This window comes from Streptomyces sp. BRA346 (genome assembly GCF_052851135.1).
The window spans coordinates 41673-54718 of the sequence record NZ_JAIWIH010000014.1 but is presented as its reverse complement, the minus strand read 5'-3'; the positions used below and the strand labels follow the sequence as shown (position 1 = coordinate 54718).

Genomic DNA, 13046 nt, shown 5'->3' with positions numbered 1-13046 from the left:
GGTGCGGTGGTGGTGCGGTCCTACGGCCGCGGGGCGCGTCACCGGCGGCCTCCGGTGAAGGGCGGGGCAGGTGGCGGGAGTTCATGGTCGGCGCGGTCGCCGAGAGCGTGGATCGCTGCGTCCAGGGCATCGGCGAGCCGGTCCAGAACGGCTTCGGCCTGCTCGTCGGTGATGGTCAGCGGAGGAAGGAGGCGGATCACGGCGGAGTGGCGGCCGCCGAGTTCGACGATCAGGCCGCGATGCAGGCACTCCCGCTGTACGGCGGCCGCCAGTATCGGCGCGGCGCGACGGGCGGGGGCTCCGGTGTCCGTACGGCCGTTTTCGCGGCCGTACGTGCGGCCGTACGCACCGGTGAAGGCGCCGGTCGTCAGGGCGTTCTCGGCCGTGGCCTCAGGGCACTCCGGGCCGGGGTCCGGCTCCGCCGGGTCGACGAGCTCCAGGCCGATCATGAGTCCGCGGCCGCGGACGTCCCCGATGTGGGGGCACCACGCGGCGAGGGCGCGCAGCCGGGTCAGCATCCGCTCGCCGACGACCGCGGCCCGCTGCGCGAGGCCGTTCTCGCGGACGTACGCGAGGGTGGCCGCGCCCGCCGCCATCGCCAGCTGGTTGCCCCGGAACGTGCCCGCGTGGGCGCCGGGCCGCCAGGCGTCCAGCTCCTCCCGGTAGACCACGACGGCCAGCGGCAGGCTGCCGCCGATGGCCTTCGACAGCACCATCACATCGGGCACCACGCCGCTGTGTCCGACCGCCCAGAAGGAACCGGTGCGTCCCACGCCGGTCTGCACCTCGTCCGCGATCAGGGGGATGCCGCGGGCCGCGGTGATCTCCCGCATCCGGCGCAGCCAGCCGTCCGGTGCGGGGATCACCCCGCCCTCACCCTGCACCGGCTCGAGGATCATTCCGGCCGGTTCGGCCGTCCCGCCCTTCGGGTCGTCCAGCAGCCGCTCGGTCCAGCGCGCCGCGAGGTCCGCGCCGCGCTCGCCGCCCACTCCGAACGGGCAGCGGTAGTCGTAGGGGAAGGGCAGCCGGGTCACGCTCACCGCGGGGGCGCCGCCGGAGGCGGCCAGCGCCCCGGCCGTCATCCCGTGGTAGGCCCCGGAGAAGGCCAGCAGGCCGTCTCGCCCCGTGGCGGTCCGTACCAGCTTGAGTGCGGCTTCGACCGCGTCCGTGCCCGCGGGCCCGCAGAACTGGATCCGTGCGTGGGCGGCGAGTTCGGGCGGCAGCGTGGCGAACAGCTCTTCCGTGAAGGCGTCCTTGACCGGCGTGGCCAGGTCCAGGACCTGGAGGGGGGCTCCCGAGTCCAGGACGGCGCGGATCGCTTCCAGCACCACCGGGTGGTTGTGACCGAGCGCCAGCGCCCCGGCTCCGGAGAGGCAGTCGAGGTAGCGGCGGCCGTCGGCGCCCTCGATCGTCAGCCCGCGGGCGCGCACCGGGACGATGGGCAGCGCCCGGGCGTAGGTGCGGGCGGCCGACTCGCGCAGCGACTGGCGCCGCAGGATGGCCGGAGCGTCCTCGCCGGATCCTTCGCCATCCGGCACGACGGGCGGCGCAGGGTCCGGAGTCATCGGCGGGAGCTGGGTCATGGCCACGGCTCACGGTCCTCTCGCTGCTGAACGCCCTCCGACTGTCCCCCGTACGTACCAACGACGGGTCAGGCCCGCGATCACGGGCTGACCGAAGATCCTTGCCGCCGGGAACCAAGGACCCGCCTGTAGCCGTCGTAGGCGGCACCGGCATAGTGGGGGATCACCCCACTGTCGGGGGGAGCATGACAATTCCGGACAGGCCGTGAAGCAGTTCAGAACATCAGGGGGAGTCCCGCCCATGCCTTTCAAACGCCGACCCGCGCTCGCCTCGGCGGCCATCGCCGCGGTGCTGGCGCTCACCGCCACCGCGTGCGGATCGTCGGACGACTCGGCCGATGCCAAGGCGTCCGCATCGTCGGCGCAGCAGGGCGCGGACGACATCAAGCTGCCCGACAACATCAACGACAAGCTGAAGAACCTCGGCGTCGACCTGGACGAGTGGAAGAACGGCGCCTGGAACAAGTGGGACCGGGACGACTGGCTCCGCGAGGCGGGCGACTTCATCAACCCGATCATCAAGGGGCTGTGGAAGCCGGACCGGATGCGGGATGCTCAGGAGCCGGAGGAGCAGGTCGACGACAGCGACATCGCTGACGACCAGGGTGTGACCGACCCCGATCCGCAGCCGGTGAAGGCGCAGGAGGTCGACGGCCCGTACAGCTCCCGCGTTCCGTATGCGGGCAAGGTCTTCTTCGACGGCCCCGAGGGGTCGATGGTCTGCTCCGCGACCGTGGTCGAGGACCCCGCCCACCCCGGCAAGTCCAACATGGTCTGGACCGCGGGCCACTGCGTCCACGCGGGCAAGGGCGGCGGCTGGTACAAGAACCTGATGTTCGTGCCCTCGTACAACGACTCCGGCAAGTCGGCGGCCGAGTTGGAGAACGCCACCCGGGAAGAGCTCGCCCCCAAGGGCGTCTGGTGGGCCGACTGGGCGCAGACCTCGTCCCAGTGGATCGACAGCGGTGCGGCCACCGGCGGCAAGGGCGCACCGTACGACTTCGCGGTCATGCATGTGAAGCCTGAGGTCAGCGGCGGCAAGTCGTTGGAGGAGACGGTTGGCGGCGCGCTGCCGGTCGACTTCAACGCACCGGCTGTGAAGTCCATCGACGAGATCACGGCCACCGGCTACCCGGCGGCTCCGCCGTTCGACGGCCAGAAGATGAACCAGTGCGCCGACAAGCCGGGCAGGCTGTCGCTGGAGGCCAAGCAGCCGACCATGTACCGCATCGGCTGCACGATGACCGCCGGTTCGTCCGGCGGCGGCTGGGTCGCGAACGGTGCGGACGGCAAGCCCTCGCTGGTGTCCAACACCTCGATAGGCCCGTCCAACGCCACCTGGCTGGCGGGCCCCCATCTGGGCCCCGAGGCCAAGGGCGTCTACAACGCGGTCAGCAAGAAGTTCGCGGGTCAGTAGTCACCCGCGGTCAGCAACGGCGAAGGCCCGCCCCCGGAATGGAGGGGGCGGGCCTTCGCCGTGAGCGGTTCGGTGCTCTACTGCCGCGCGCCTGCCGCGGCCGGTACGAACCGGCGCAGCTCGGCGGCCAGCTCCTCGTGCACCCGTGCCTTGAGCAGCGTGCCCTCCGGGGTGTGCTCCTCGGAGATCACCTCGCCGTCGGCGTGCGTACGCGAGACCAGCTTGCCCTCGGTGTACGGCACCAGGGCCTCGATCTCGACCTGCGGCCGGGGCAGCTCGTGATCGATCACCCCGAGCAGTTCGTCGATGCCCTGCCCGGAGCGGGCCGATACGGCCATCGCGCTTCGCTCCATGCGCAGCAGCCGCTGGAGCACGAGCGGATCGGCCTTGTCCGCCTTGTTGATGACCACGATCTCGGGCACGTCGACCGCGCCCACCTCACGGATCACCTCGCGCACCGCGGCCAGCTGCTCCTCCGGTGCCGGATGCGAGCCGTCCACCACATGGAGGATCAGATCGGCGTCGCCGACCTCCTCCATGGTGGAACGGAACGCCTCGACCAGGTGGTGCGGCAGATGGCGGACGAAGCCGACGGTGTCCGCCAGCGTGTACAGCCGCCCGCTGGGCGTCTCGGCCCGGCGCACGGTCGGGTCCAGGGTGGCGAACAGCGCGTTCTCCACCAGCACGCCCGCGCCGGTGAGCCGGTTGAGCAGCGAGGACTTGCCCGCGTTGGTGTATCCGGCGATGGCGACCGACGGGACCTTGTGACGCCGGCGCTCCTGCCGCTTGATGTCGCGGCCGGTCTTCATCTCGGCGATCTCGCGGCGCATCTTCGCCATCTTCTCGCGAATGCGGCGCCGGTCCGTCTCGATCTTGGTCTCACCGGGACCACGGGTGGCCATGCCGCCGCCCGACGATCCGGAGCCACCGCCACCCATCTGCCGGGACAGCGACTGACCCCAGCCGCGCAGCCGCGGCAGCATGTACTGCATCTGCGCGAGCGAGACCTGCGCCTTGCCCTCGCGGGACTTGGCGTGCTGGGCGAAGATGTCGAGGATCAGGGCGGTGCGGTCGACCACCTTGACCTTGACGACGTCCTCGAGATGGATCAGCTGGCCGGGGCTCAGCTCACCGTCGCACACGACGGTGTCGGCACCGGACTCGATCACGATATCGCGCAGTTCCTCGGCCTTGCCGGAGCCGATGTATGTCGCGGGGTCCGGCTTGTTGCGGCGCTGGATCACGCCGTCGAGCACTACGGCGCCCGCGGTCTCCGCGAGCGCGGCCAGCTCGGCGAGGGAGTTGTCCGCGTCCTGCGCCGTACCGGACGTCCAGACGCCGACCAGCACCACGCGCTCCAGGCGCAGCTGCCGGTACTCGACCTCGGTGACGTCCTCGAGCTCGGTGGAGAGTCCCGCCACACGCCGTAGCGCGGCACGGTCCGAGCGGTCGTACTGGTCGCCGTCACGCTCCCCGTCGATCTCGTGACTCCAGGCGACGTCCTCTTCCATCAGGGCGTCGGCCCGAAGGCTCTCGGCGAGGCGCTGCCGGTCCTGCGGAAGGGAAGAGGAGTGGGTCAAAGGAATCCTTACGTCGAGAGACATCGTCACTGTCGACAACGTACGACCGGCCCGTGGGATTCCCCACCGCTCCGGCCGCGACGCCGACCCCTCGATGGTCGCACGCGGCGGCGGGGCCGTCACTCGGGTTTCACGGTATGGCGCGCCGTTGGTCCGTGCGGGGTGGAGCGGGCCGCGGGCTTGGCCCCCGGCTGCGCGCCCGGCTTCGCGCTCGGCTTGGCACCCGGCTTGGCCTCCGGTTTCGCGTCCGGCTTCGGGGCGGGCTTCCAGTCGGGGTGCCCGGGCATCGTCGGCGTCTTCTTGCCGTACAGCCAAGGGCGCAGGAAGCCGTTCAGATCCTTGCCCGCCACCTCCGACGCGAGACGGACGAAGTCGGCCGTCGAGGCCACCCCGTCCCGGTGGCGGACCACCCACTGCCGTTCCAGCCGCTCGAAGGCCGCGCGGCCGATCCGCTGCCGCAGCGCGTACAGGACCAGGGCGCTGCCGTCGTAGACGATCGGGCGGAAGAGCCCGATCTGCTTGCCCGGTTCGGCGGGCCGGGGCGCGGCGGGCGGCCCTCCGGCGGCGCGCCAGACGTCGGACTGCTCATAGGCCAGCCGCATCCGGCGCTCCAGGCTCTCCTTGCCGTACTGGTCCGCGTACAGCGCCTCGTACCAGGTGGCATGGCCTTCGTTGAGCCACAGATCGGACCAGCGGCGCGGGCTGACGCTGTCGCCGAACCACTGGTGCGCCAGTTCGTGCAGCATGATCGACTCCACGTACCAGCGCGGGAACTCGTCACCGGTGAAGAGGCCCCGTTCGAAGAGCGAGAGCGTCTGGGTCTCCAGCTCGAAGCCCGTGGTGGCCTGGGAGATCAGCACTCCGTAGTCCTCGAACGGGTACGGGCCGACCTTCTTCTCCATCCAGCTCAGCTGCCCCGGGGTGCGCGCGAGCCACTTCTCGAGCTTCGTGCGGTCCGCGGCGGGCACCACGTCGCGCACCGGCAGCCCGTGCGGGCCGGTGCGGTGGAGCACGGCGGACCTGCCGATGGAAACCTGGGCCAGCTCGGTGGCCATGGGGTGGGCGAGGCGGTACGACCAGGTGGTGCGCGCCCCCTCGCGGACGCGCCCGGTCAGAAGACCGCCCGCGACGACCGTGAGGTTCTTCGGCGCGGTGACCCGGAAGGTGAAGCGCGCCTTGTCGGACGGATGGTCGTTGCACGGGAAGACCCGGTGGGCGGCGTCGGCCTGATTGGCCATGGCAAGGCCGTCCCGGGTGCGGACCCAGCCGCCGCTCGCGCCGTCCCCCGGGTCGCTGGTGTGCCGGACGGTGACCCGGAAGTCCGCGCCCCGCTCGATCCTGGTGCGCGGGGTGATGACCAGGTCCTCGCCCGCGGTGGCGAACGCGGCGGCCGCGCCGTCGACCCGTACCGAGCGCACGGTGCCCTGGGTGAAGTCCAGGTTGAGGGCGCGTAATCCGGCGGTGGCACGGGCGTCGATGGTCGTGACGGCGTCCAGCGGCCGGTCCGCGCGGCGGTAGTCCAGGGTGATGTCGTACGCCGTGACGTCGTAGCCGGGGTTGCCGAGCCGCGGGTAGAGCGGGTCGCCGATGCCGAGCGGGCGCGGGCCCGCGGGGGTCACCGGTCCGGCGGCGGAGGACGGGCCGACCGAGGCGAGAACGGCGGCCAGGGCAACGCCCACGAGGGCGGTCCTGCGGCGCCCCATCCGAGGAAGGGGACCGGCCATCCGCGGAAGTGGACCGGCCGACCGCGGAACGGGGCCGGGGCGGGGGCCCGGAGATTGCGTCATGCCTTACGGCTATCAGCGCCCGGGCGGGGACGCAGTCCCACCCGGGCCCGATCCACCCGAAGGAGTTCAGGAACGGGCAGTCGCCACCCTGCGCCCCTCCCGGGTCACGTCGTAGACGCCGGGCACGTCGCGCATGGCCCGCATCAGCGTCGGCAGTCGGCCCGCATCGGACAGCTGGAGCGTGTACGTATGGCGAACCCGCTGCTCACGCGGCGGTTCGACGGCGGCGGCGACCACCTCGGCGCCCTCCGCGGCGATGGCCTCGGTGAGGTCCGCGAGCAGATGGGGCCTGCTGAACGCCTCCGCGAAGAGGGTGACCCGGTAGTCGCCCCCGTCCCCATCGTCCCCCTCCGACCAGCGCACCCCGACCCGGGCACGCCCGGCGGCGGTCATCCGCGCCACGGCGGGGCACCGCTCGCGGTGGACGGTGACGGCGCCGCCGCGCACCGCGAAGCCGGTGATGGCATCCGGCGGTACGGGGGTGCAGCACCGGGCCAGCCGTACGATCACACCGGGCAGGTCGACGACGATGCCCGCCTCCGGGCGGCCCGCGGGGGCCCCGGGGAGCACGTCCCCGGCGTCTTCCCCGACTCCCTCCGGATCGACCTCCTCCGGATCGGCCCCTTGCGGATCCGCCCCTTCCAGCTCGGTCTCCTCCGGCTCCACGGGGGCGTGCAGATGCTCGGCGCCGGGCGCCTCGCCCTGCGGCGGCTCGTGCGCCGGGTCGGCGGGATGGGCGGCCAGCCAGCGGTTGATGGCGATGCGCGCGGCCGGGGTACGGGCGTGGTCGAGCCATTCCGGCGAGGGCCCGGACGAGGCCGCGTCACCCGCCATCAGCAGTTGAAGGGTGTCGCCGTCGCGCAGCACGGTGCTGAGCGTCGCGATCCGCCCGTTGACCCTGGCCCCGATACAGGAGTGGGCGTCCTCGCCGTACTGGGCGTACGCGGCGTCCACACAGCTCGCGCCCGCGGGCAGGCCCAGGGTGCCGCCGTCGGACCGGAAGACCGTGATCTCCCGGTCCTGGGCGAGGTCGTCGCGCAGCGCGGTCCAGAAGATGTCGGGGTCGGGGGTGGCGCTCTGCCATTCGAGCAGCCGGGACAGCCAGCCGGGGCGGGTCGGGTCGGCCCGCTCGCCCTCGGGAGCAGCGGCCGCCTCGGTCGGGGCGTACGGATTGCCGAGGGCGATCACCCCGGCCTCGGCGACCCGGTGCATCTGGTGGGTGCGGATGAGGACTTCGGCGACCTCGCCGCTGCGCCCGGCCACGGCCGTGTGCAGCGACTGGTAGAGGTTGAACTTGGGGACGGCGATGAAGTCCTTGAACTCCGAGATCACCGGGGTGAAACAGGTGTGCAGCTCGCCGAGGACCGCGTAGCAGTCCGCGTCGTCGGCGACGAGGACCAGAAGCCGCCCGAGGTCGGACCCGGTCAGCTCGCCGCGCTTGATCCCGACGCGGTGGACCGAGACGAAGTGCCGTGGGCGGACCAGGACTTCGGCGGTGATGCCCGCCTCCTGGAGCACGGCCCGTACGTCCTCGGCGGCGCGTGCGAGCGGGTCGGGGCGCTCCGCGTGGGACTGGAGCAGCTCCCGGGTGCGGGCGTACTCCTCGGGGTGGAGGATCGCGAAGACCAGGTCCTCCAGCTCGGTCTTGAGCGCCTGCACGCCGAGCCGTTCGGCCAGCGGGATCAGCACGTCGCGGGTGACCTTGGCGATGCGGGCCTGTTTCTCGGGGCGCATCACGCCGAGGGTGCGCATGTTGTGCAGCCGGTCGGCGAGCTTGATCGACATCACCCGGACGTCGTTGCCGGTGGCGACGAGCATCTTGCGGAACGTCTCGGGCTCGGCCGCCGCACCGTAGTCGACCTTCTCCAACTTGGTGACGCCGTCGACGAGATAGCGCACCTCCTCGCCGAACTGCTCCCCCACCTGGTCGAGCGTCACCTCGGTGTCCTCGACCGTGTCGTGGAGAAGGGACGCCGTCAAAGTGGTGGTCTCGGCGCCCAGTTCGGCGAGGATGAGCGTGACGGCCAGCGGATGGGTGATGTACGGCTCACCGCTCTTGCGCATCTGGCCGCGGTGGGAGGACTCGGCGAGGACGTACGCCTTGCGCAGCACGTCCAGATCGGCGCCCGGGTGGTACGCGCGGTGCACCTTCGCGACGTGTTCGATCGCGTCCGGCAGCCGGTCCCGGGATGCCGGTCCCAGCAGCGCGGCCCGGCCGAATCTGCGGATATTGCGCAGATCGATGCGGGGGAGGCCGCGCCTGCGGCCGAGAGCGGCTTGATCTGGGGCCTCTGCGCTCATGGGCACCTCCGGCGGCGTCGAGCGTCAACCGGCGTGGGCACTCCCCCGGGGCCGGTGCTTGATGCTATCGAGCCCACCACGCACGGCCGACCGGCTCTCGCCCAGAGTGAAACGGATCACCCATGAGAGGGACGAGTCAGTCGAGCGCCGCATCCAGCCACATGGGATCCAGCTCCCCCTCGGCGACGATCACGGCAGGGCCCGTCATCTCCACCGTACCGTCAGGCCGCTCGCTGATCACAAGTCGCCCACCGGGTACGTCCACCGTGTATGTGACGGGGCGCCCGGTGACGCCCGGATCGGCGCCGTCGCGGCGCGCGGCGGCCACCATGACGGCGCAGGCGCCGGTGCCGCAGGAACGGGTCTCGCCGGAGCCGCGCTCGTGCACGCGCATCGCGACGTGCTGCGGGCCGCGGTCGACGACGAACTCGACGTTGGTGCCGTCCGGGTACGCGGAGGCGGGGTGAACGGCGGGAGCCGTGAACAGGGTCCCGGCCTGGTCGAGGTCGTCGACGAAGGCGACCGCGTGCGGGTTGCCCATGTTGATGTTGCGGGCGGACCAGGTCCGGTCGCCGACCGCGACGGTGATACCGCCGTCGGGGCCGGGCTCGGGCAGCACGGCCTTGCCCATGCCGACGGTGACCGCGCCGCTGTCCGGGGCGCCCTCCGGGGCGGCCTTGGCGATGTGGATGTGCCGCAGTCCCGCCCGGGTCGCGATCGTCAGGTCGCCCTCCTCGGCGAGCCCCTCCCGCTGGAGGTACCGGGCGAACACCCGGACGCCGTTCCCGCACATCTCGGCGACGCTGCCGTCGCTGTTGCGGTAGTCCATGAACCACTCGGCCTCGGCGGCCATGGCCCGCGCCTCGGGGTGCGCCGACGCCCGTACGACGCGGATCAGCCCGTCACCGCCGACACCGGCGCGGCGGTCGCAGATCCGGGCGACGGCGGCCGCGGACAGCTCCAGCCGACCGTCCAGGTCCGGGACGATGACGAAGTCGTTCTCAGTGCCGTGGCCCTTCAGGAACCGCAGCCGGGGCGCGTTGCTCATCCCTCGATCCTACGGGGCGCCGCGCGGGCCGTCGCCCTGACCGGACAGGCCCTAGCGCAGGCGGGCCACGCGCCAGAAGGTGAGGGCCGCGAGCAGCACCACGATCACCACGTAGAGCACCACGAAGCGCCAGTCAGGGCGGCGACCGGAGCCCCGGGGCGGCAGGCCGGGCCAGGTGTAGCCCACCCGGCGGGCGGCCATCAGGCCCCAGCCCGCCGCGCAGCAGCTGAGCAGCAGGCCCAGCATGGCCACGACCGCGCCTCCGTCGCCGAACTCGAAGGCGAGCGGGAAGGCGAACATCAGCGAGCCGAGGATGGCGAGGCCGACGATCGGCGCGACCTGCCAGATCCGCAGGCGACGCGGCGGGCGCAGCTCACGGAAGGACTCCCCGGAGCCCGGCTCACCCGGCTCCCCCGCCTCGTCGAGAGCCGGGCCGCCCAGCTCGGGGAGCGCGGGGGTCTCGTCGGGGCCGTCCGGGGTCAGCGGCCCGAGATCGCCCTGCGGCGAGTCCCGCGCTGCTTGCTGCGATGCGTTGCGAGGGCCGGCCTCCATCGCCACACGCCCTCCCCACTCCAGACACCACGGCACGATCGGAGCTTGATGATGGCATGCCCGCGGGGGCCTCCATGACGAGCGGAGCGTCCCGATGCCATCACGTGATCAGGCTGTGACCGCCCGTTCAGCCAACGAGAGCGCGTTCGCCAGGAGTTCTCCTCGGTCCGCGGTCGCTCCGCTGAGCCAGTGGACCCTCGGATCGCGGCGGAACCAGGAGTCCTGGCGGCGCGCGAACCGCTTGGTGGCGCGCACGGTCTCGGCCCGTGCCTCGTCCTCCGTGCACGCTCCGGCGAGGGCGGCGAGCACCTGCTGGTAGCCGAGGGCCCGGGAGGCGGTACGCCCCTCCCGCAGTCCGGCCGCTTCGAGCCTGCCGACCTCGTCCACCAGCCCGGCCTCCCACATCCGGTCCACGCGCACGGTGATCCGCTCGTCCAGCTCGGGCCGCTCGACGTCCACCCCGATCTGGAGGGTGTCGTAGACGGCCTCGTGGCCGGGGAGGTTGGCGGTGAAGGGACGACCGGTGATCTCGATGACCTCCAGCGCCCGCACCACGCGCCGGCCGTTGCTGGGCAGGATCGCCCGGCCCGCCTCGGGGTCGGCGGCCGCCAGCCGGGCGTGCAGGGCGCCCGGGCCCAGCTCCTCCAGCTCGGCCTCGAGCCTGGCCCGCACGGCGGGGTCGGTGCCCGGGAAGTCGAGCGCGTCGATGGCCCCGCGGATGTACAGGCCCGAGCCGCCGACCAGGACCGGCGTACGGCCCTCGGCGAGCAGTCGGTCCATCTCGGCGCGGGCCAGTCGCTGGTATTCGGCGACGCTGGCCGTCTGCGTGACGTCCCAGATGTCGAGCAGACGGTGCGGCACGCCCTGCCGCTCCTCCTCCGTCAGTTTGGCGGTGCCGATGTCCATGCCCCGGTAGAGCTGCATGGAGTCGGCGTTGACGACCTCGCCGTCGAGGTGCCGGGCGAGGGCGACACCCAGATCGGACTTACCGGCCGCGGTGGGGCCGACGACGGCGATGACTCGCGGCGGATGGCCTGCTGTATTCACCCGCCCAGTCTCGCAAACCCCGGAGGGCCTCCTCGAACGAGCGACGTGACGGGGGACGGCCGCGGTCGTTGCCTGTTGCGAGGTTCCGAGGACCGGTTCGGGAAACCGGCCCCCGCGAGCGGCGCAATGGGACGCTCCGAGCGGCACGGGATTTCGCCCACACGAGTAGGCTATGGAGTAGATATGGGCGTGTTTTCCAGGTTTCGTCGGGTGTCGAAGGAGGAGAGCCGTTCGTCCGCAGAGGCGCCCTCCGAGCAGTCCGCGGCCGACACCGTGACGGCGGCACCGGCCCCCGAGGTCCCCGCCGAGGCGGAGCCGGAGCGGAGCGAGGAGGAACCCGCGGCGGGCGAGGGGGCGGCGGCGATCCCGAAGCAGCAGTCCGCGGCCGGGACGGCCGACAGCGAGGCCGGTGAGGGCGCCCGCACATAAGGGATCCGATGAGGGAAGGTGGCCCATGGGCCTGCTGGACAATCTCAAGGCCAAGGCCGGTGTCATGAAGGACCGGGCAGGCAACTTCGCGCAGCAGCACGAGGCCAGGATCGAGCGGGGTCTCGACAAGGCCGCCAAGACGGTCGACACCAGGACCAAGGGCAAGTACAGCGCAAAGATCGAGACCGGCACGGGCAAGGCGAAGGACGCCCTCAACCGCTTCTCCCACCGGAACGAGGACCGCAACGAGGACCGCAGCGGGAGCGAGCGCAAGGACCAAGGCGGCGAAAGCGCCTGACCCCCGCCGGTACGCGGCCGCGAAGCCGATGCCTCGCGGCCGCGGCGGCCCTGCGCCCGTACTCCGAGCCCTGACCCGAGCCGCCGTACCCCACGCGGCAGCGTGCCGTGCCGCTCCGGCGGCAGCTCGCCCCGGGACGCCGTCGTCCGGCGCCCGTAGTGGGCGATGCCCGCCCTACGCCCAGCGGGCCACGAAATACCCCACGCCGTATGGCGCCTCGTCATACCGCAACTCCCCCTTCAGCCCCGCCCCTTCGCCCGCCCCCGCGAGCACCTGGAGCGGGGCGCGGCCCGCCGCCTTCAGCTCGTAGGCCAGCGTCTCGTCGAGCGCGGCGAGGGCCGCGGTGTCGGCCGACGCCAACGCCCGCGCCACCTCGGCGTCGAACCCGGCGGCGCGCTCGTCGAGATAGCCCGGCGCCTTCAGTGTCCGGCACGCGCTGCCGTCGCCCATCACCAGCAGCGCGACCCGCTCCGCCGACGCGGCGAGCTTCCTTCCGACATGGATACACCGCTCGGCCGCGAGAGGTTCCCCCACGCCCAGCCCCTCGACGGGCGCCACGTCCCACCCCGCGCGCTCCAGCAGCCAGGCGCCGACCGCCAGCGACGGCGGCAGCGGCCGCCCGGGCACCCCGCCCGCGGCCTCGCTGCCCCTGACGCCGCCCCCGGCCTCGCCGCCCCAGTCCTCGCTGTCCCCGGCCGCCCAGTCCCCGGCGCCGCCTTCAGCGGCCACCGGCGCCGCGCTCCCGAGCCGTACCTCCACGTCCACGCCGAAGCCGCGGAACGATCCGGTCGCGCCCTGCGGATGCGGTCCTCGCCCCGGGGGCTCCGCCGGACCGGCCACGATCAGCCGCTCGGGCCGGGCCGCCGCCAGCGCCGCGATCGCGTCCAGGCATGCCGCGCGCAGCGCGTCGAGCTCGGGGGCCGCTCCGGCGGCCACCTCGGGCACCAGCAGCGGCGGACAAGGACAGACGGCGGCGGCGATCAGCATGATCGCCAGCCTATCCG

At 72.7% G+C, this 13046-nt stretch carries 11 protein-coding genes; 3 read left to right on the top strand and 8 right to left on the bottom strand.

Annotation, left to right across the window (positions count from 1 at the left end; all coding sequences use genetic code 11):
• Positions 1-38: 38 nt before the first annotated feature.
• A complete protein-coding gene (locus LCH29_RS18965; protein WP_446462967.1) occupies positions 39-1565 on the bottom strand; it encodes a diaminobutyrate--2-oxoglutarate transaminase family protein in 1527 nt (508 codons plus the stop codon).
• Between the two features lie 259 nt (positions 1566-1824).
• On the opposite strand from LCH29_RS18965, the gene LCH29_RS18960 reads away from it, so the two are divergent.
• Positions 1825-3000 (top strand): trypsin-like serine peptidase, encoded by a 1176-nt coding sequence (locus LCH29_RS18960; RefSeq protein WP_446462914.1) that lies wholly within the window; start codon positions 1825-1827, stop codon positions 2998-3000.
• Between the two features lie 77 nt (positions 3001-3077).
• On the opposite strand, the gene hflX is transcribed toward LCH29_RS18960, so the two are convergent.
• From hflX to miaA, 6 genes are all read right to left on the bottom strand, one after another.
• Positions 3078-4421: a GTPase HflX gene (gene hflX, locus LCH29_RS18955; RefSeq protein WP_446462966.1), complete on the bottom strand. Its 1344-nt coding sequence runs from the start codon at positions 4419-4421 to the stop codon at positions 3078-3080.
• Between the two features lie 278 nt (positions 4422-4699).
• Complete coding sequence (locus LCH29_RS18950) at positions 4700-6304, bottom strand: M1 family aminopeptidase (RefSeq protein WP_446462913.1); 1605 nt, start codon at positions 6302-6304, stop codon at positions 4700-4702.
• Between the two features lie 129 nt (positions 6305-6433).
• Positions 6434-8668 (bottom strand): RelA/SpoT family protein, encoded by a 2235-nt coding sequence (locus tag LCH29_RS18945; RefSeq protein WP_446462912.1) that lies wholly within the window; start codon positions 8666-8668, stop codon positions 6434-6436.
• Positions 8669-8804: 136 nt separating this feature from the next.
• Positions 8805-9716, bottom strand: a complete 912-nt coding sequence (gene dapF / locus LCH29_RS18940; protein WP_446462911.1) for a diaminopimelate epimerase — start codon at positions 9714-9716, stop codon at positions 8805-8807.
• Positions 9717-9767: 51 nt separating this feature from the next.
• A complete protein-coding gene (locus LCH29_RS18935) occupies positions 9768-10268 on the bottom strand; it encodes a hypothetical protein (RefSeq protein ID WP_446462910.1) in 501 nt (166 codons plus the stop codon).
• A 108-nt stretch (positions 10269-10376) separates the two neighbouring features.
• Complete coding sequence (miaA, locus tag LCH29_RS18930) at positions 10377-11315, bottom strand: tRNA (adenosine(37)-N6)-dimethylallyltransferase MiaA (RefSeq protein WP_446462909.1); 939 nt, start codon at positions 11313-11315, stop codon at positions 10377-10379.
• 210 nt (positions 11316-11525) lie between these two features.
• Here miaA and LCH29_RS18925 point away from each other — a divergent pair, with 210 nt between their 5' ends.
• On the top strand, positions 11526-11744 hold the full coding sequence (locus LCH29_RS18925; RefSeq protein WP_446462908.1) for a gliding motility protein: 219 nt from the start codon (positions 11526-11528) through the stop codon (positions 11742-11744).
• A 25-nt stretch (positions 11745-11769) separates the two neighbouring features.
• The gene (locus tag LCH29_RS18920; protein ID WP_446462907.1) at positions 11770-12042 is read left to right on the top strand and encodes an antitoxin; all 273 of its coding nucleotides are present in this window, start codon (positions 11770-11772) and stop codon (positions 12040-12042) included.
• A gap of 174 nt (positions 12043-12216) precedes the next feature.
• Here the strand turns inward: LCH29_RS18920 and LCH29_RS18915 are convergent, their stop codons facing one another.
• Positions 12217-13029 carry a class III extradiol dioxygenase subunit B-like domain-containing protein gene (locus LCH29_RS18915; protein WP_446462906.1) on the bottom strand — a complete coding sequence of 271 codons (813 nt, stop codon included), beginning with the start codon at positions 13027-13029 and terminating at the stop codon, positions 12217-12219.
• Positions 13030-13046 lie beyond the last annotated feature (17 nt).